This window comes from Prosthecobacter sp., from assembly GCF_014879935.1.
Taxonomy (GTDB): Bacteria; Verrucomicrobiota; Verrucomicrobiia; order Verrucomicrobiales; family Verrucomicrobiaceae; genus Prosthecobacter.
Genome location: NZ_JACSRD010000150.1, coordinates 1 through 19,882 on the forward strand (window position 1 = coordinate 1; position 19,882 = coordinate 19,882).

Sequence of the window (19,882 nt, forward strand, 5' to 3'; positions counted from 1 at the left end):
CGGCAAGCGCACGAAGGAGACAGGCACCAACCAGGACAAGCAGCGGGCGAACTCGAAGGACGAAGACCCCACGGGGTTGTTGAACGAGGGGTTCCGGTATCGCGACATCGAGACCGGCGTGTGGCTCAGCCGTGATCCGGCAGGCTTTGTGGATGGCCCAAACCTCTATGCCTATGTCCAACAGAACCCGTGGACGAGCTTTGATCCGGATGGGCTGTTCCTCTCCGCAGCGGTGGAGAAGCTCGATGAGAAGTTCCTGACGCCGGTGGGAGAAGCCATTGGCAAGGGCATCGCGAGCATGATGCCATCGAAAACGCTGGAGAACCTGACCCAGGACAACAAGGCATTCGCGATGGCCGGGACGGCGCTCAAGGGGGTGAAGGGGGCGAGCATGACAGCGCTCAACACACTCAGCCCGTTCGACGACGCGGCAAAGGCGGCGTTGAACGGGGACATCAAGGGAGCGCTGGCAGAAGGCGGGAAGGAGATCCTGGGCGGGAAGTTCGCCAAGGCCGGAGGGAAGGTTTTGAAGCTGGGCGGGGAGGCCTTGGGAAGTCTTGCCAAGAAGAGTGACAATCTCTGCGCCTCTGCACAGAAGAATGCAGCCGCAGCAACGGCCCTGGCTGACGATGCCGCAAAGGGGGGAGGATGGAAACCGACCCCATTCAATCAATGTTTCCCAGCTGGGACTATGGTTTTGATGGCCGATGGCACGAGCAAACCCATCGAAGCGATCGCCGAAGGGGACGAAGTCTTGGCTGATGATCCTGAAGACAGTTCACCGCCCTGCCCAAAACAAGTAACCCATCTGCATCGTAATTGGACTCAGCGCTTCATTCACGTCGCGGTTGATACTGATAACGATGGCACTGCCGATTCCGAAGTCTGTGCGACTGGAGAGCACCCATTTTGGACTGTTTCGAGAGGATGGGTTGCAGCGAAAGACCTTTCCCTTGGCGATGCACTGCAAACACCTTGGGGTGATACACCCCGAGTTGTCTCTGCAACCTCAATTCCAGAGGTTTCCGATACCTACAATCTGACCGTTCAGGGGGCACATACGTTTTTCGCGTTGGTCGGAAACACACCGATATTGGTTCACAATACGGAACCGTTTGATATTGTGCCCTTTGGTAGCTTTGATAGGCCGCTGAACCTCAGCAGTGGGGTTCCTTTCCAGCGCCATGAACTACTTCAGAACGCTTGGCTTAAGCACAACGGTTACTTGGACTTCAAAGCTCTAAATCCATCGCTGGCTACCCCCACGACATTCCATCAGCAGGTTATTTTTGGTGAGCAAGCTGCCGCTGGTCTGCACAACCCATCATTGCTCAAAGGGATGAGTGCATATGACAATATTCGCGGAAATATTGCTGTGCTTAAGGCTTCCGGTGTAGATCGGTCAGTTATTGCTGACCTCGCCAATCAAGCGAGAAACTTTGCCAAGAGTCTTCCATGCCCATGATTACCTCCTCAGAGATAAGGTCTAATCCAGAGCGTTTTTTCAAATTGCGCCTTGCTGCCCTTAGCTCTCCGACAGCATTTCGATTCGGGGGAAATCCGCCAAATGGGATTCACCCCCTTCGACGAACTGAGTTCACTTCGTATCTAGTGACGCTTCCTTTCGACTCCCATCTCAGTTGTAGTATCTTCGTTAGCTTGACTAGCATGGACTCTTCAAGCCCGTTCTTTGTCTTTAGCGCGGCCGGAATTGCGCACGATGCGTCCTCTCCTTTGGTTGAAGCATTGTGGCATTCTCCGATTTCAGAGATCGATTCTTTGCAACTCCCTATCCGGTTTCCTCAGCTCGCATTCGAGTTGGAAGGGCAAGGATGCGATCCATCGCCTCTGGATGATCCCGAGCATTCTTTCGCCCATCACAAGCTAGGAGGCCGTCCGTATTTTTATCAAGCTGGTGAGGATGTGATCGAGGTGACTCGACGACTCATTGCAGATGGGTTTTACCACCATTTCCAATTATCGTTCCCGGGGCCGGATGACGCCGAAGTCAACTGCAACTGGCCATTTGGAGAGTATGTGTTTCATGTTTTTGCACGACCTTCTGAAGGACAATTCGAACTGAGGTTTGTATGGTCTTAATGCCTCCGATTCGCCGTCTTCAACCCCGCGTGGCTGAGCTTGATGGTATGGCCTTGGTGCTGGGTCGTGCGGGAGTCTGGCGTCACGGCGGCGGTGGGTCGCGGTGCGTGAGCGTGGGGCCGCTTTCGGCCATACCATGACGCTGCAGCCAACGCCCCCGCCTCGGCTCGGTCACGGCTTGCGTGCCGTCGGGAGTCTATCGCTCGCCTCGCAAAGTCAGCGGTTCGTTCACGGCATCAGCAACGCCCTTCGCCGCCTGGCACCTGCTTCATGCTTTCTGCGACGGGACCATTCACCCCGCGTTCGCCCTGAGCACCCGCAGCATGTTGCCGCCGAGGATCTGGCGGATGGTGTCGTTGCTGTGGCCGCGCTGGATGAGGCCGAGGGTGAAGAGGGGCCAGTTGGACCAGGCGACGCTTTGCTCGGCCTCGATGGTGGTCTGGTAGTCGTCCTTCGGCCAGAGGTGCTCCCAGCGGTCGGCGGGGCCGCCGGGGGCTTTGAGGAGCTTCTGGCGCTCCTCCTTGTCGAAGCGGCTGGTGTAGGCCACGTCGCAGCCGATGGCGGCATGCTGGGGCCCGAATTTTTTGATGACGTGGCCGAGGTGGTCGAGCAGCGCGGTGATGTCGCCCTTGCCGCCGAGGAAACGGGGGATGCAGCAGATGCCGACGAGGCCGCCGGTGTCGCAGATGGCCTTGATGGTGTCGTCCGGCTTGCCGCGGAAGTGCTCATAGACGCCGCAGCAGGTGGTGTGGCTGGCGACCATGGGCCTGGAGGAGGCCTTGGCGGCATCGAAGGCCGTTTTCCACCCGCTGTGCGCCACATCGGCGATGACGCCGATCTTGTTCATCTCGGCGATGGCGGCACGGCCGAAGTCGCTGAGGCCGCCATCGTGCGGCTCGCCCGCGCCATCGCCGAGCGGATTGCGGCGGTTGTAGGTGACGTGCATCATGCGCGTGCCGAGCTCGTGGAAGATGCGGATGAAGCGCAGCTCGTCGCGCACGCTCTCCCAGTCCTGCATGAGCGGGACGCCGTTGGTGGTGAAGCACAGGCCGACGTTTCCGGCTTTCTTCAAGGCGATGATCTCATCCGCCGTGACGACTTTCGAGAGCGCGGGCTTCATCAGATCGGTGGCCTTGGTGAAATGGGCCAGGCGTTTGATGAGGCGCATGGGATCGCTGCCTTCCTCGCCGGTGTTCTGGAAGATGCAGGTGACACCGGCGGCGTGGAAGGCATCGAGGAACTCCTTCCGCTCGCGCTCGTTGGTGGCGTTGCGGTTCATGGACATCGACTCGCGCAGATCGGCGATCTCACCGGCGGAGGCGCCCGCCTTGATGGCCTCGTTCATCGAATCGGCATCGATGGCGCAACGCGGGGCGAAGCCGTAGCTCTCGAACACGACGCTGCCGAAATGCAGCTCCCACGCGTGCTCGATCTGCGCCTGGGTGGGCTTCAGCAGGTTGATGGCAACCTCACGCGGCTTGTCGATGGCCGGATTCCCGGTGATCCACGATTTTTTCGACTCCTGCGAGCGGACGTGGATGTGAAAGCCGCCGGCGAGGGCGGTGAGCGGGAGGGATTGAAGCAGACGGCGGCGGGAGAAGGCGGACATGCGCATACCAACGCGCCTCGCGGCACATTTCCACGCGTCAGAAGCTGGCAAGCACCGCCACGGGCAGCGTGCGCAACGCCTCAGCCACCGCCAGCGGCGTCTCATCCGCGGTGAATTCGGCGCCCGTGAGCAGATCGCGGAAGGTTTTGCCAGCCAGACCCGCCGGCCACGACAGCGCCGTGTCCCGCCAAAGATCGCCCACCGGCGGAAAACCCACCCGCGAGGACAGCCGCGGCACGATGACGAGCAGCGCCTGCTCCTGCCACTGGCGGACAAAGGCGACACAGGAGCCGCTGTGCGCACCCGAGGCAGCCACAGGCGTGTGATCGCCCTGCTGAAACAGCCCGGGATGCGCACGACGCGTGGCGAGCAGTCGATGGGTGATGAGCAGCTTGATGCGGCCGTCACGCCACCCGGAGAGCAGCGTCTCCGGTGTCGTCTGCTGAAGTGAATCGAGCGCCTGGCGGCGTGCCTCGTAATCGACGGGCCGGCGGTTGTCGGGATCGACGAGGCTGAAGTCCCACAGCTCGGTGCCCTGATAAAAGTCCGGCATGCCGGGCACGGTGGCCTTGAGCACGGTCTGGGCGAGCGAGTTCACCATGCCGAGCTGGGCGACCTGATCCGCAAGCGGCACAAAATTGCCCAGGAAGCGGTTTGGCCCCGCACGCAGGAGCTTGGCGACGAAATCACGCACGGCCTGCTCCCAGGCCTCGTTCGGCTGCACCCAGCTCGTGTTCACCTTGGCCTCCTTGATCGCCTTGATGAGGTATTCCTGGATGCGGGCGATGTAGGTGGCGCGGGTGGCCTTGGTCAGCGGCTCCAGCGGCCAGGAGCCGAGCAGTGTCTGGTAGAGCAGGTGTTCCTCATTGGCGTCGGGTGCCATGTCTCCATCGACCTCCGTCTTCTGGCGGCGGTTGAGGGTGCTCCAGCGGCGCAGGGCCTTGCGCCACTCCGCAGGCAGCTCCGACAGGGCGGCGATGCGCGCGCGCACGTCCTCGCTGCGCTTGGTGTCGTGCGTGGAGGTGCTGATCATGCAGTGCGGGTGGTGGCGCAGCCGCTCCTGGCACTCGAAATGGAATTTCTCCGGCGAGATCGCGAAGTGATTCGGCTCGCCACCGACCTCGTTGAGCGCGACGAGGCGGTTGTAGATGTAGAAGCTGGTGTCCTCCACGCCCTTGGCCATCACGGGGCCGGTGCACTGCTGGAACTTCATCACAAAGCGCATGTGCTCGGCGCGCGCGTCATCATCGATGTTCTCCGGGAACTTCTTCAGCAACACCTCGCCGAGGAAATCGAACATGGAGCGCTCGATGCCGGGATTCCGCCGCTCCGCGAGACGCACGGCGGTGCGCACCGCGTGGATGTCCTCCTTCGACGGCTCCTGGTCCGGCGTGACGTAGGCGCGATAGACGGGGAAGCAGGCGATGACCTCGCGCACGGCGGTGGTGAGCGCATTGAGCGTGAAGTCGCGATACCAGCGGTTCTTTTCCGACAGGCGGTCCAGCATGTGGGCGAGCACGTTCACCTCGCTGGCCAGCGCGAGCCGCATCACGAGCTGTTTGCGATGGTAGGCGATCTCGCTGAAGCGGGACGCCGAGCCGATGAACTTCTCGTAGCTGTCGGTGAAGGCCTTCTCCGCCGCGGGATCGATGAGCAGGCGGACGACCTGGTTGGCGAACTCGTAGCCCGTGGTGCCGTGCACCGGCCAGTCCGGACGCAGGCGCTCCTCCCCCAGCAGGATCTTTTCGACGACGAGGTACAACGGCAGCGCCTCCGCAGACGTGCCGGACTCGCGGGCGGCGTGCGACTGGAGCTGGGCGAAGTATTCGGCGGGATTCCACAGGCCGTCCACGTGGTCGATGCGCAGGCCGTCCACCGATCCGTCCGAGATGAGGTCGAACACGAGGCGGTGCGTGGCCGCGAAGACCTCCGGGAGCTCGACACGAATGGCGGCGAGCTCGTTGATGTCGAAGAAGCGGCGGTAGTTGATCTCCTCCGCCGCGACACGCCAGAAGCTCAGGCGATAGGCCTGGGCGGTGATCAATTCATCGAAGGCGTCAAAGCTGCGCGCGTCGCCGGGCCGCCCTTCGATCTCCCGCATGGTCGCGTGAATGGCCTCCACCAGCAGGCTGTTCTCCTCGCATCGGCGCTGGAGACGGCGCTTGATGATCTCCTTCTCGCGCATGCGTTCGATCATCTTGTCCGGATCGGTCTCGGTGCGCGGGGGAAGATGGCTGAGCGCGGTGATCACGCTCTGAAACTCGGCCTGGAAGTCCTCCGAGACGCCCAGAGCCGCCAGTCTGGCCAGCACCGGCTGCAAAATGAGCGCGTAGGTGCGCGGCGCGAGCGGCAGCCGCGTCTCGAAGTAACGCAGGAAGAACGCGCCGGCCTCGAACTCGAGTTTGAACTCGCCCCGCTCCAAAACACGGCCGTACTGGTCGCCGAGGATGGGCAGCAGCACGCGGTTGTTGAGGTCCTGCTTCAGCGGCTGCCAGTCGATGTCGAAATGAGGCGCGAAGACGGAGCTGGGGCCGTTTTCCAGCACATCCGTCCACCAGGTGTTCACGGCGGAGCCGATGCCCATGTGATTGGGCACGAAATCGACGATCTGGCCGAGACCGTGCTCGTGCAGCGTCGCGACGAAGGCATCGTAATCCTCGCGCGTGCCGATCTCGGGGTTCAGCTCGTTGTGATCGCCGATGTCATAGCCGTGCATGCTGCCAGGGCCGGCCCGGAAGTAGGGCGAGGCGTAGATGTGGCTGATGCCCAGATCACGCAGATAAGGAACGAGGGCACGCGCCTGCTGGAAGGTGAACTGCTGGTTGAACTGAAGGCGGTAGGTGCCGGTGGGAGTCTTTGGTGGCGTCTCAATCATGGGGGTGACTGCAGCACGAGGAATTCCGGACGGGTGAAGGCGATGTTGCCGGCCTTCGGATCGAAGCAGGAGACTCCATCGCCACCGAAACGCGTCTCGTTGCTGGAAAGCACCGCACGCCACGGAGCATCCGGAAGCATGGTGGTGACGGGTGACCGGCTGAGATTCGCCACGACGAGCCACTGGAATCGCAGGCCCTTGAACCGGATCGTGACGGCTCCCTGGCCGCCCACTTCCCAATCCACGCGACGCAACGGACGGAAAGCGGCATCCGCGGCCCGGAGGCGCAGGCATTCGCGATGAAGCAGCAGCAGGGCCGCATGGGAGGGATCGTTCAACTCATCCCAGTCCAGCTTCGACCGGGTAAAGGTGGCGGCATTTTGCGGATCGGGGATCGAATGAGCGACTCCGGAGTCGGCGAACTCAGGAAAATGGGCAAACTCACGATGGCGGCCTTCGCTGACGAGCTTTCCAAGCTCATCATGATGATCGGCGAAGAACAGGAACGGCGTGGAGGCGCCCCACTCCTGCCCCATGAAGAGCATGGGCGTTCCCGGAGAGAGCAGCAGCAGGCCGCTGGCAGCGCGATAGGCTTCCGGAGTCGCGAGTTGGTGGAGACGCTCCCCGAACGCACGATTGCCGGCCTGGTCGTGATTGCTGATGCAGAGCAGGAACTTTGAAGGCGGCAGGTGGGCACAGGCGGTGCCACGGGGTCCGTCGAGAAGCTTGCTGTGCTGGCCGCGGTAATGCCAGCCATGCCGCAGCTCGTTCGCAAGCTCGGCAGGCGTGCCATCGAAATCCTTGCGATAGGACTGGTCTCCCAGCGCCACCTGCACGCTGTGGCAGAAGTCATCGGCATACACCGCGTCAAAGTCGAAGCCCTCCGGCTCGATGATGCGCGCCAGATTGCGCTCATCCTCGGCGATGACGAAGGCGCCACGGTCATGAACCGCGCCGGTGATCAGCTCGAGCACATGGTGCGGAGAATCATCCACCATGGTGTGCGTGGCATCGAGGCGCAGGCCGTCGAAGTGGAACTCGTCGATCCAATAGACCGCGTTGGCGATGTAGAAGGCGCGGACTTCCTGTTTCTGCGGACCGTCGAAGTTCAACGCCGCGCCCCAGGGGGTCTGATGCGCTTCATTGTAGTAGAACCGGCTGTAGCAGCCGACGTAGTTCCCATCCGGGCCGAAATGGTTGAAGACCACGTCGAGCACGACCGCGATGCCCTGCGCATGCGCGGCATCCACGAGCGCGCGGAGATCATCCGGCGTGCCGTAGCAACGCGCGGGCGCGAACAGGCTGACACCATCGTAACCCCAGCCGCGCTCGCCGGGAAAATCGGCCAGCGGCATGAGCTGGAGGGCTTTCACGCCGAGATCGCGCAGGAAGGGCAGCTTTTCGATGGCGGCGCGGAAGGTGCCCTGCGGTGTGAAGGTGCCAATGTGCAGCTCATAGAGCACGAGATCGCGCAGCGGCGGGCATTTCCACGCGGCGTCCTGCCAGGCGTAGCTGTCCGGATCGATGACCTGCGAGGCCCCATGGACGCCATCCGGCTGCCAGCGGGAGGCCGGATCAGGAAACGGGCCGGCACCATCGACGACGTAGCGGTAACGATCCCCGGCACGGCCTGCCGGGTCAGATCCGCAGTGATAACCGTCCGGCTCAGGCTCCAGCGAGAGCGTGCGCTCCGCGCCGCCGTCTGCCGGCTGCACGATCACCTCGATCCGCTGCTTCTCGGGCGCCCAGATGCGATAACGCACCCCAGATGAGACGACATCCGCGCCTTGCGGACGCAACAGGCGTGCCACTTCACGTTTCATGCCCGCACACCTCCTTCAAGAATGCGCCGGATGCCGCGGATGGGGATGAACAGCCAGTCCGGCCGGTTGTTGATCTCATAGACGACTTCATAGACGGCTTTTTCGAGCATGAAGACCTCCAGAAGCATGTTCAGCGTGCCTTCATCGCGTGGAATGAAGGACGCGGTGCCCGCGGCACGCAGGTAGGAGTCGATAAACTGCCGGCTGATCTGGTCCACCCAGATCTCGGCCCAGGTTTCGAGGTGTGCGACATCCTCCGCCCGCACGGCGGAAAGCCGCGACCGCGCGGTGTGCGCCGCATAATGGAAGGAACGCAGCATGCCCGCCACATCCCGCAGCGGGGAGCGCTTCATGCAGCGCTCACTCAGCGGACGCGCAGGCTCGCCTTCGAAGTCGATCACGTTGAAGTCGCGGCCGGTGTTGAGCACCTGGCCAAGGTGGTAGTCGCCATGATGACGGATGCGCGTGGCGACGACTTTGTGATCGAGAATGTGCGCCAGGCGGGCGAGGATCGACTCCTCATACCCCAGCAGCGCCGAGGTCTCCTCAAGGCAGGTTTCCGGCAGTTGCGGCAGGCGGCGCTCCAGAAGCTGGTGCATGCGCCGCGTGGCGGCACGCATGGACTGGTAAAGCGAACGCTGGTAGTGCCCGGTGAAGGCCTCCGGCGCGAAGCGAGGATCCTCGTGATCGGCCGCCAGCGCCAGATGCATCTGCGCCGTGCGCTCGCCGAGCAGGCGTGCGCGCTCAGGATAAACGCCACCGATGATCTCATCGATGCGCTCGGGTCCGGCGGCCGTGCTGTCGATCTGCTGGGAGAGCACCCGCTCGAAGAAGCGGCCGAGGGAGTCGAGCGTGTAAGTCCAGGCGTCGCCTTCATTCGACACATTCGCCACCAGCAGGGCCAGCGTGCGTGGCTCGCAGCCGGGGGCATGGAAATCGATGCGGCCGCAGTAGCCGGGCACGTTTTCGAACTTCTGACGCTCGCTGAGGAAGCGCAGCAGCTCCACGTCCGGATTCGGCCCGGCTTCAGGACGCCGGTAGATCTTCAAAAAGAAGCGCGAGTCGTAGATGATGGCCGAGTTGCTCTGCTCCGCGCGCAACGCCCGTGACGGCACCGGATGCGTGATCTCGGGAGCGATCGCCTTCAGCGCCTCGCCGCAGAAGCCGGCCAGCTCGCCCGTTTTCCCACGCAATCGCTTCTCGCCGACGATCATCTCAAACAAGGCGGAGCGGAGGTTCTCATCATCCAGCGCGTCAAACAGCATGCCCTCGCCGTTTTCGGCACTGAACCGGGCGATGACGGACTCGGAGCCCTGGCCGGACTCCGTGATTTGCAATGGCAGCAGGTAAGTCTCCGGAGCGACCTCGTAATAACTGGCCTCCAGAAAGGCGAGACGGCCCGCATCACCGCCTGCGGCGGACATGCCGAGCGGAATGGCATCCAGCAGGTTCACACTGCGCAGCGCGTGCCCCTTCCCGCCAAACCAGCGGCAGTGACGCAGGCACTCAGGCAGCGTGTGCTGCACAAACTGGGCGCTGCGGAGGGTTTCCAGCACTTTTTGCCAGGTGGGCGGCCCCTCCACCAGCGCGGGCGTGAAATCGGTGCCGATGCGCAGCGGCTCCTGCTCCGGCTCCAAAGTGAGCCAGAGGTAATCATGCGGCCCCATCGTGTAAAAACACGGCGCGGCAGTGATGACCGGGAAGCGGTTGTGGCTGAAGACCTCCACCGGCCGCAATCCCTGCCAGCGGGACAGATCCAGCTCCAGAGGCTGGGCAAAGCGCGACAGATTGGCGATGACGAGGATCTTCTCGTTCTCGTACTCTTTCACAAAGGCCAGCACGCGTGGATTGTCGGAAGGCAGGAACTCCATGCTGCCGCGGCCGAAGGCCTTGAAACGCTGCCGCATGGCGACGATGCGCCGCGTCCACCACAGCAAAGACGACGGATTGCGCTCCTGCGTCTCCACATTCACCGCCTCGTAATGGTACTCAGACTCGATGATGACGGGAAAATAGAGCTGCTGGGCGCTCGCGCGTGAGAAGCCGGCGTTGCGGTCCATGCTCCACTGCATCGGGGTGCGCACGCCGTTGCGGTCGCCGAGGTAGATGTTGTCCCCCATGCCGATCTCGTCGCCATAATAAATGATCGGCGTGCCGGTCAGCGAGAGCAGCAGCACGTTGAGCAGCTCGATCTTGCGGCGGCTGTTGCGCAGCAGCGGGGCGAGGCGGCGGCGGATGCCGAGATTGATGCGCGCGCGCTGGTCGGACGCATAAACGCGGTACATGTAGTCGCGCTCCTCGTCGGTGACCATTTCGAGCGTGAGCTCGTCATGATTGCGCAGGAACATGGCCCACTGCGAATTCGCCGGAATCGCGGGTGTTTGCTCCAGGATGTCGATAATCGGGAAGCGGTCCTCCATCTGCAGCGCCATGAACAGGCGCGGCATGACCGGGAAATGGAAGGCCATGGAGCATTCGTCGCCGTCTTTGCCAAAGTAGGCCGCCGCTTCCTCCGGCCACTGGTTGGCCTCTGCCAGCAGCATGCGGTCCGGGAACTTGCTGTCGATGTGCGCCCGCAGACGGCGCAAAATCGCGTGCGTCTCGGGCAGGTTTTCGCAGTTCGTGCCGTCGCGTTCGATCAAATACGGCACGGCATCCAGCCGCAGGCCGTCCACGCCCATGCCGAGCCAGAAGTCGATGGTCTTGAACATCGCTTTCTCGACTTCCGGGTTCTCCCAGTTCAAATCCGGCTGGTGGGAGTAGAAGCGGTGCCAGTAATAGGCGTTCGCCACGGGGTCCCAGGCCCAGTTCGACTGTTCGAAGTCCTTGAAGATGATGCGGGCCTCCCGGTAGCGATCGGGCGTGTCGCTCCACACGTAGAAGTCACGCTCGGGAGAGCCGGGCTTCGCCCTCCGGGCACGCTGGAACCACGCATGCTGGTCGCTGGTGTGGTTGAGCACCAGCTCCGTGATGACGCGGATGTCGCGGCGGTGCGCTTCGTCGAGCAGGGTCTGGAAATCCGCCAGAGTGCCGTAGGTCGGATTCACCGCCATGTAATCCGCCGTGTCGTAGCCATCATCCCGCAAAGGCGAGGGGTAGAACGGCAGCAGCCAGATCGCGGTGACGCCGAGCTGGCGCAAATAGTCGAGCTTGCTGATCAGTCCGGGGAAATCTCCGATTCCGTCGCCGTCGCCGTCGCAATACGCGCGGACATGAAGCTGGTAAATGACGGCATCTTTGAACCAAAGGGGATCATTCATGAGAACGTGTGGAACTCATGGCAGGCACGCGCAACCCGTCATGGGTCTCAGGACGAAATGTAGGGCGGCCCACCGTGATTTCGGTGTGAGTTCTTGGGGACCGGCTAAAGAAGTCGGCCGTTTGAATCGGGCATGCCGCCCGGTCTGGCCTCAACGACGAAGTTTTTTCTTCAATCGCATCCAGGTCGGGACGTCCAGGTCCTCTCCCTGCACGATGGAAGGCTCCGTGTCCTTGAAACGGCCGCGGTCTTCCTCGCCCAGGCTGAAAGTCTGCTGCTCATTGCCTGAAGTCTTGCGGGTGATGACCGTGGTGGCGCTGATCGCGGTGATCACCGGTGCGTTTGGCACGGCAGGCGGGTCAAACGTCAGCATGTCCTCCTGCGGAGCGTGTTCGGTCTGCAGGGTGACGCTGCGGGCCACGACGGAGGCCAGGGTGGACGACTCCTTGGCGCGGGCCGCGTCGGCGAGCTCCTTCGCTGCAGGTGTGCGGACCGGAATGCGGGCCGTTTCGGGCGTGGGCTCGATCACGGGCGGTGTGACAGGCTCGTGCTCTTCCTCGAACACCGGCTCGTCGTGCAAAAATTCGGGCGGCTGCTCGGCCTCGATGAATTCCTCATGCTGCGGCTCCACTTCCTCGTACTCCTCCGTGTGCTTGCCATTGAAGGCCGGGGCGGCTGCGGCGGGAATGCTGGCAATCTCCTCCGCTTTGAACAGCAGATCCGGCGCGGGAGGGGCGACTGGTGCCGGAGCAGGCGCTGCGTGGGCGGCTGCGGTGTTCCTGCGCGATGAAGTCTCGCGTTTCGGGGCCGGGGCGGGCGCAGGCACCGGAGCTGGAGCCTCCGCGCGGGGCTGGAACATTTCGGAAGGCGGAGCGGCGGAGGCGTGGGCGTTGAGCTGGTTCAGGCCGAGCGAGCTGATGAGCGTGACCGCCACCGCATCGCCAAGCTTCCCATCGACTCCCAGGCCGAAGAGAATGTGCGTCTGGTCCGGCACATGACGGCCGAGCTGCTTCATCACGCCTTCCACTTCGACGAGCGTGAGCGATTCGCCACCCGCGACGTGGACCAGCAGGTTCTTTGCCTGATGGAGCAAGCGTCCCTGGTCGATGAGCGGGCTCTTGAGCGCCTTTTTGAGCGCTTCGACACCACGATTCTGACCGCGGGCCTCACCGAAGCCGAACAGGCAGCGGCCGTTGGCATTCGCGAGCGCGGAGGTGAGGTCGTCGAGACCGAGTTTGACGAGTCCCGGCGTGGTGGTGAGCGTGGAAACCGCACGCAGGCTCTGCGCGATGAGTTGATCCGCCTGGCTGAAAGCTTTCTGGATGCCGTCCTTCGGCAGAATGAGCTCGCCCATGCGGTTGTTCTCAAAGAGCACGAGCGCGTCGGCACGCTTCTGCAGCAGTTCGAGCGCCTCCTCCGCCTGCGCGAGCCGGCGGCGGCCTTCAAAGCTGAACGGCATCGTGGCGACGACCAGAACGAGCGCCCCGGTGTTTTTGGCGATCTCAGCGATGACGGGAGCCGCACCACTGCCGGTGCCGCCGCCGAGTCCGGCGCTGATGAAGATGATGTCGTGGCCGTGCACCGCCTCGCGGATCTGGTCGCGCGAGAACAAGGCCGCCTCGCGGCCGAGGTCCGGATCGCCACCGGCGCCGATGCCCTTCATCAGGTCGGCACCGAGCTGTACCTTCACCGGGGCCATGGAGTGGCCGAGAACACGCACATCGGTGTGCGCGCACACGAGCGTGGCCTCCACGATGCGGTCCAGCGTGATGCGGTCGAGGACATTGGAGCCGGCACCGCCGACACCGACGATGCAGATGCGCGGCCCTGCGGAATCGGCGCCTGCGCGTGACTGGGAGCGTTCGTATTCGACCATGTTCGTGGGTGGTTGAGGTGGCGTGATGGATTTGTCAGAAAGTGACGGATGAAAGGAGTTCCTGCATGCGACGGCCGAGGCGTTTCAGCGGTGAGAGGAAAGGTTTCTCGCTGTCGAGGATCTGCGCGTAGCGGATGAGTCCGATCGGCGCGGAGTATTGCGGATTTTCAAAGGTGGCGGTGATGCCGCTGACTGGCGCGGAACCCGCACGGGTGACTTTGGTGCCAAACACCTCCCGGGCCACGGCGTCAACGCCTTTCATCAGGCTGACTCCGCCCGTCAGGTAAACCCCGGCACCAAGGCGGCCGAGGTGCTCCTCCACGCGCACACGCACCTGCGTGAGGATTTCCCTGGTGCGCAGGTTCATGACCTCGTTCAGGAAGGCGCGTTCGACCTCGCCGAGGATCAATCCGGTGTCATCCTCAATGCTGAGCATCTCCCCTTCCGGCACTTCCTCATACAAGACGCTGCCTTCCTCCACCTTCAGCCGCTCCGCACGGCCGTTCGGGATCTGCAGGGCCATGGCCACGTCGTTGGTGATGTGGTCGCCGCCCAGCGGCACGCAGCCGGAGGCGGTGATCATGCCGTCCTCATACAAGACGTAATCACAAGTGCCGGCGCCGAAGTCGATCATGAGCGCTCCTTGCATTTTCGCCTCACGCGTGAGCACGACCTGTGCCGCGGCGACGGGGTTGAAGACGACATCCTCGACTTCGAGCGGGATCTCACGCACGCAGCGGATGGCATTCTGCACACGGCCGCGGATGCCGTGGATGATGTGGTAGTCCGCCTCCAGAACCCGGCCTTCACGGCCGATCGGCTGCCGCACGGCCTCCACACCATCGACGATGTACTGCCGCGTGACACTGTGCAGGAACACGTTCGACTGCGGGATCGACACGCTGCGGGCGATCTCCTTCGCCTCCTCGACATCGTCCTCGGTGATCTCGGTTTGGTCATCCGGCAGGCGATGACGGCCGCGATTGTTCAGGCTCTCGATGTGAGCTCCCGTGACGCCAAGGAAGACGTTCCGGATCATCACATCACTGCGGTCCTCGGCACGCACGAGGGCGTCGTTCACACAGGTCTGCACCTTCTCGAAATCGACGATCTCCCCTTTGCGCACCCCACGGGAGGGCGCCTGGCCGACGCCGAGGATCTTGATCGCGCCGTCACGCTTTGCCTCGCCGACGACGACGCAGATCTTGTGCGTTCCGATTTCGAGTCCGGCGTAGATGGTGCTTCTGGCCATGCGGGCGGTTCAGGGTTTGGTGGCGCTGGTGTCAGCAAGCGTCAGGCCGCTGACATCGGGCGTTTCGTGAAAAGTGGCGGGCGTATTGACGCGGGAGAGCAGGTTCAGGGTGGCCACGCGCCACTGCCGGGCCTTCGCCTCGTGCATGAAACGGTCAAAACGGGCCAGTTGCGGGTCGAGGTCGTCCACGCCGAAGATGATTTTCGCGTCGCCGCTGAACTGGGCCACCAGCGACCACGCGTTCGGGATTTCGATGCGTTCCAGCTTTGTGCGTCCGTCTTCGTCGCGGCTTCGCAGCTTTTCCATCAGCCGCAGGGCCGCATGCACCTGCATTTCGGCCACCGGCCTGCCATGCACGGCCTCGGCCAGTCCGGGAAACACGATCCGTGGCATGGAGAGATACTCCTTCGTGATCACATGGCAGGGCACCGGGGCGCCCTCCGCGTCCATCAGGCAGCCCTTGCCGCTCAGTGGCTCCAGAAGTTTGAGCTTCGGACACTCGATCCAGGCCACTGGAATGCGTTGTACGACATCGAGCGTGAGTTTGCCGTGGTAGTCGCGGCGGATCACGGCGGACTTCACCTGCGGGAGGCTTTCGACCTTGGCCCGGACTTCGCGCAGGTTCATCGTCAGCACGTTGGTCGCGGTGGTCAGACCGGTCGCGGAAACGATCTGCGCCCGTGTCAGCGTGCCTTCGGTGTTCACCTCCACCGCTTTGAGCAGGAACTGGTCGTTCTTTTCCAGCGCCTCATGCCACGTCACCCAGCCGAGACCGATCACGATCATGGCCGCGATCAGCCACATGGCGGTGCGGAAGCCGCGGCGGCGGCGCTCCACCGCCTCATGCTCACGGATCACCGGCGACTCGGGTTCGTAATCAATGACGTGCGAGTCCGCAGCCCGGCGTTTGCTGGCAGGGCGCTTGGCTGACTTCTTGGAGCCTTTCTTGGCAGGAGACATGAGCAAGGCGGACGCAAAGGCCAGCAGTCGAGCGCTGGCAGGTTTGGTATTTAATGCTCCTTAAATAAGGGAATGCCAGTCCGATTGCCATAATTATTCACGAAAAAATCCCGGTCTCATATCCACAACGGGCAGCTTGTTCACAAAAAGCTGTGAACAAGCCGGTTTTACTCACATTTGCGCCGACGCCCGGAACGTGCCAAGCGTTACTTTTTCACCACCCAGATGTTCCGGTAACGCACCGGGTTGCCGTGGTTCTGGAAATACAGCGGCCCGGGAGCGGCATTCTCCACTTTGTTTTGTGCTCCGCCCGTGGTGGCCGGGATTTCCTGGTTCTCGTGAATCACGACACCGTTGTGTTTGACCGTCAGCCGCGCATTCGCGGTCTTTTGCCCAGCCGCGTCGAACTTCGCGGCGGTGAAGTCGATGTCGTAGGTCTGCCACGTCAGCGGCGGCAGGCACATGTTCACCTTCGGCGCAGCCGTCTTGTAGAGGCCGCCGCATTCGTTGTCCTTCCCTTCCAGCGCAAAACTGTCGAGCATCTGCACTTCGTAGCGCCCCTGGATGTAGAGGCCGCTGTTCCCACGGCCCTGACCGCGCCCTTCTGGCACGAACGGCAGGAAAAACTCCACATGCAGGCTGCAATCGCCAAATGTGTCCTCGCTGGTGATCCCCTGCTCCAGGCCGCCGAGTTTTTCATCCACCTTCGAGTTCGGAAAGCGGTTCACGCCTTTCCCATCGAACAGAACGACCGCGTTTTCCGGCGCTGCCGCGCCCAGAGTGGGCGATTCACGATTCACCCGGTTGAGTTCCATGATCTTCACGCCGTCGCCGTTGTTGACGAGGATGCTCGCGCCATCCACCACCGCCTTGATCGTGCCGTCCGGCGACTCAAACGATGCCGTTTTCTCGCCCTCGTTCCGGGAACCAATGACACGGGTGATCGTGGAGCGATCCCCATCCCATCCTGCGCCCGGCAGCCCGCCTTTGTAGCTCACCGCCTCGAATTTTCCGCCGCCCTGCGCCCAGATCTGCACGCCATAGGCCTTGCCGTCGTTTTCACCGGTGTATTCGCCCTGGATGACAAAATCATCGCCGGCTTCAGCAGCGGTGAGGTAAGCCTTGGGCTTCGGTTTTGGAGCCGCAGGCGGCTGCTGGGCTGAAACGAAGGTGGCGAGGACGAGGAGAGAGAGTAGCGGGCGCATGGTGGACGAACGGCAAAGGAAGCGGACGAATTACACTCGCCCGGCCCGGCTTCATGTGCTTTTTCCAAGGCCCCATGACCGCCACCGACTCGATCACGAACATCTCCTGCTACAAGTTCGCGCCGCTTTCCGGCTTGAAGGAGCTGCGGGCGCGTCTGCTGGCCTTTTGCAAGGAGCGCAGCCTCAAGGGCACGATCCTGCTCAGCGAGGAAGGCATCAACATGTTCATCGCCGGCCTGCGAGACGATGTGGACGCGCTGGTGGACGATCTGCGTCGCATTCCAGGCCTTGAGGGGCTGAAACCGAAATACAGCCTCAGCGCCGAGCAGCCCTTCCGCCGCATGCTCGTGCGCATCAAGAAGGAGATCATCGCTTTCGGCGTCGATGGCATCGAACCAGCGAAATACACCTCCCCGCGTTTGGAGCCGAAAATGCTCAAGCAGTGGCTCGATGAGGGCCGTCCGGTCATTCTCTACGACACCCGCAACGACTACGAGGTGAAGCTTGGCACCTTCAAAGGCGCTTTGGTGGCTGGAATCGACTCCTTCCGCGATTTTCCCGCCGCCGTGGCCAAACTGCCGCCGGAGCTCAAGAAAGCCGAGGTCGTGTCCTTCTGCACCGGTGGCATTCGTTGCGAGAAAGCCGCGCCGTTCATGGAACGCGCCGGATTTGAGCACGTGTGGCAGCTTGAAGGCGGCATTTTGAAGTACTTCGAGGAATGCGGCGGCGCGCATTACGACGGCGAGCTGTTTGTGTTCGATCAGCGCGTCGGGGTCGATCCCGCGCTCTCTGAAACCGACTCCGCGCAGTGCTTTGTCTGCCAGACACCGCTCACCGCCGAAGATCAGGCGGATTCGCGCTACGTGGCGCACGTTTCGTGTCCCTACTGCTTCAAAACGTCCGAACAGCAGCAGCGCGAGCAAATCGAGCAGCGCCACGCCGCCATCCGTGCCGCCAGCACGCCGCTGCCAGGCAGCGTGCCGTATGATCACGAGCGTCCGCTGCACATTCCGGCCGCATGCGATCACAAAACGGTCGTGGACGCCTTCGATCACGTCATGCCGCACATCGGGCGCGAGGTCTGGCTGCAAACCGCCCAAAACGGCCGCCTCACCGACAAGGATGGCAAGCCGGTGACCGCCGACCACATCGTGCGTGCGGGCGAGCACTACCTGCATCACACGCCCGCGATGCGTGAACCGGACGTGAATGCGGACATCCGCGTGCTGTTTGAAGACGAGGCCATTCTCGTGCTGAACAAACCCGCGCCGTTGCCCGTGCATGTGGGCGGACGTTTCAATCGCAACACGCTGCAATACATCCTCGACCTCGTCTGGCATCCGCTGCGCCCGCGCACGGTGCATCGCCTTGATGCCAACACGACCGGCGTGATGCTGTTGTGCAAGACGCAGCACTTCGCGCGGCTCGTGCAGCCGCAGTTCGAGCGTGGCGAGGTCGAAAAGGTCTATCTCGCACGCGTTCAGGGCCATCCCGCGCAGGATGAATTCATCTGCGACGCTCCGGTCAGCGCCGAAGCGGGCAAACTGGGCGGACGCAGCGTCGAAGAAGGCGGTTTGGAGGCCAGAACCGAGTTCCGCGTGCTGCAACGCGATGCCGACGGCACCGCTCTCGTCGAAGCCCGCCCGATCACCGGCCGCACGAACCAGATTCGCATCCATCTCTGGCACCTCGGCCATCCAATTGTCGGCGATGCCGCTTACCTGCCTGACGGCAAGGTCGGCGAGACACAAACCCTCGCCGTCACCGATCCACCGCTGTGCCTGCATGCCTGGAAACTGAGCTTCACGCATCCGTTGACGAAGCAACGCGTGACCCTTGAAGCCGAACGCCCGCAATGGGCCGCCCTCTGATCGTAGGCCGGATGTGTTCGGCGCTGATCGCTTCGCCACGTGACCGGCTGGTTCGCCGAACTATCCGGTCCGAGAGCTTTCGCATGCCGGACGAACCGCCGACGCCGGATAGTTTGGCGAAGGCCGCCCTGGGCCGAATTGTTGCCTTTTCCGCCAAACACATCCGGCCTACACCTTCAAGCAGCCGCGAAACGCCCGCGCGGCATAGTAGGACTGCGCTCCGTTGTGGCCGATGAAGACGCGGCCGTAGCGGCGGTCGCCGTAGAGTGCGCCGCCGAGTTTGCGAATGTCGTCAGGCGTCTTGATCCAGCTCGAGGTCTTGGAATCGAAGTCACCGAGCTTCTGCAGAGCGAAGTATTGTTCCTCGGTGAGCATTTCGATGCCCATGGCCGCCGCCATGTCCATCGCGGTGTCCTTGGGACGATGTTCCTTTCGCGATTCCAAGCCTTCGCGGTCGTAGCAGACACTGACGCGGCCTTTCGGCGTCTCCGGTGAGCAATCGACGAAGAGAAACTGGCCTGTTTTCTTGTCGTGGCCGATCACGTCGGGTTCGCCGCCGGTTTCCTCCATTTCGGCGAGCGAACGGAGTTTTTCAGGGCTGGCGTCGAGCCGCGCCTGCACTTTGGTCCATTCGATGCCGCGATGACGGCTCATGTTCTTCTCAAAGCGGGTTTTCAAGACTTCGAGCAGCGCTGGGTTCGTTTTGGCAGCCTTCATGCCGCGGTTCTAGGGCAAATCCGTGCGGGTTTGAAGCGCAAAATGTCTCCGCGTTGGATCCGAGGGCATTGGGCCGTGTTTGAAAACCTCTGCCGCAGAGCGGCAGCTGTCTCGTTGCCCGGCCTTTCAAGGCCGGGAGAGGGTGCGGGTGATCGCGTTGAGTCGTGACCGGCGTCGCAGCGCGACGCCCGAACTCGTCCTCTCGACGCGGCAGGTTCGCGTGTCGCTCTGCGACACCGGATGCCTTGGGGCGTGCCGCCGCTTCCTGTTCCCGGCCTTGAAAGGCCGGGCTACGGCACGTTCGTCGCTCCGCGACTTCCAAACAGGTTTTCAAA

At 62.7% G+C, this 19,882-nt stretch carries 12 protein-coding genes; 3 read left to right on the forward strand and 9 right to left on the reverse strand.

All coding sequences use genetic code 11. The annotated features are described in order from the left end of the window. Positions 1 to 1,465, forward strand: a 1,465-nt coding sequence (locus IAE77_RS14155; protein WP_294227580.1) for a polymorphic toxin-type HINT domain-containing protein, incomplete at its 5' end; no start/stop codon positions are given. 203 nt (positions 1,466 to 1,668) lie between these two features. Further along, complete coding sequence (locus IAE77_RS14160) at positions 1,669 to 2,100, forward strand: hypothetical protein (RefSeq protein ID WP_294227581.1); 432 nt, start codon at positions 1,669 to 1,671, stop codon at positions 2,098 to 2,100. Positions 2,101 to 2,392: 292 nt separating this feature from the next. Here IAE77_RS14160 and IAE77_RS14165 read toward each other — a convergent pair whose 3' ends face one another. From IAE77_RS14165 to IAE77_RS14200, 8 genes are all read right to left on the reverse strand, one after another. After that, positions 2,393 to 3,709 (reverse strand): membrane dipeptidase, encoded by a 1,317-nt coding sequence (locus IAE77_RS14165; RefSeq protein WP_294227582.1) that lies wholly within the window; start codon positions 3,707 to 3,709, stop codon positions 2,393 to 2,395. 37 nt (positions 3,710 to 3,746) lie between these two features. Further along, entirely contained in the window at positions 3,747 to 6,584 is a 2,838-nt protein-coding gene (gene treY, locus IAE77_RS14170; protein ID WP_294227583.1) for a malto-oligosyltrehalose synthase, read from the reverse strand. Continuing rightward, entirely contained in the window at positions 6,581 to 8,407 is a 1,827-nt protein-coding gene (gene treZ, locus IAE77_RS14175) for a malto-oligosyltrehalose trehalohydrolase (protein WP_294227584.1), read from the reverse strand. The genes treY and treZ overlap by 4 nt, the downstream gene beginning before the upstream one ends. Continuing rightward, entirely contained in the window at positions 8,404 to 11,667 is a 3,264-nt protein-coding gene (gene treS / locus IAE77_RS14180; RefSeq protein ID WP_294227585.1) for a maltose alpha-D-glucosyltransferase, read from the reverse strand. Before treS ends, treZ begins: the two co-directional genes overlap by 4 nt. Before the next feature lie 150 nt (positions 11,668 to 11,817). Then, positions 11,818 to 13,542: a hypothetical protein gene (locus IAE77_RS14185; RefSeq protein ID WP_294227586.1), complete on the reverse strand. Its 1,725-nt coding sequence runs from the start codon at positions 13,540 to 13,542 to the stop codon at positions 11,818 to 11,820. A gap of 34 nt (positions 13,543 to 13,576) precedes the next feature. Beyond that, on the reverse strand, positions 13,577 to 14,794 hold the full coding sequence (gene ftsA, locus IAE77_RS14190; RefSeq protein WP_294227587.1) for a cell division protein FtsA: 1,218 nt from the start codon (positions 14,792 to 14,794) through the stop codon (positions 13,577 to 13,579). A gap of 9 nt (positions 14,795 to 14,803) precedes the next feature. Next, positions 14,804 to 15,754, reverse strand: coding sequence for an FtsQ-type POTRA domain-containing protein (locus tag IAE77_RS14195; RefSeq protein ID WP_294227588.1), 951 nt, complete (start codon positions 15,752 to 15,754; stop codon positions 14,804 to 14,806). A 206-nt stretch (positions 15,755 to 15,960) separates the two neighbouring features. Beyond that, positions 15,961 to 16,959, reverse strand: coding sequence for a DUF1080 domain-containing protein (locus IAE77_RS14200; RefSeq protein WP_294227589.1), 999 nt, complete (start codon positions 16,957 to 16,959; stop codon positions 15,961 to 15,963). 74 nt (positions 16,960 to 17,033) lie between these two features. Here IAE77_RS14200 and IAE77_RS14205 point away from each other — a divergent pair, with 74 nt between their 5' ends. Further along, positions 17,034 to 18,830: an RluA family pseudouridine synthase gene (locus IAE77_RS14205; RefSeq protein WP_294227590.1), complete on the forward strand. Its 1,797-nt coding sequence runs from the start codon at positions 17,034 to 17,036 to the stop codon at positions 18,828 to 18,830. A gap of 168 nt (positions 18,831 to 18,998) precedes the next feature. Here IAE77_RS14205 and IAE77_RS14210 read toward each other — a convergent pair whose 3' ends face one another. Next, positions 18,999 to 19,547 carry a DUF4256 domain-containing protein gene (locus IAE77_RS14210; RefSeq protein WP_294227593.1) on the reverse strand — a complete coding sequence of 183 codons (549 nt, stop codon included), beginning with the start codon at positions 19,545 to 19,547 and terminating at the stop codon, positions 18,999 to 19,001. Positions 19,548 to 19,882 lie beyond the last annotated feature (335 nt).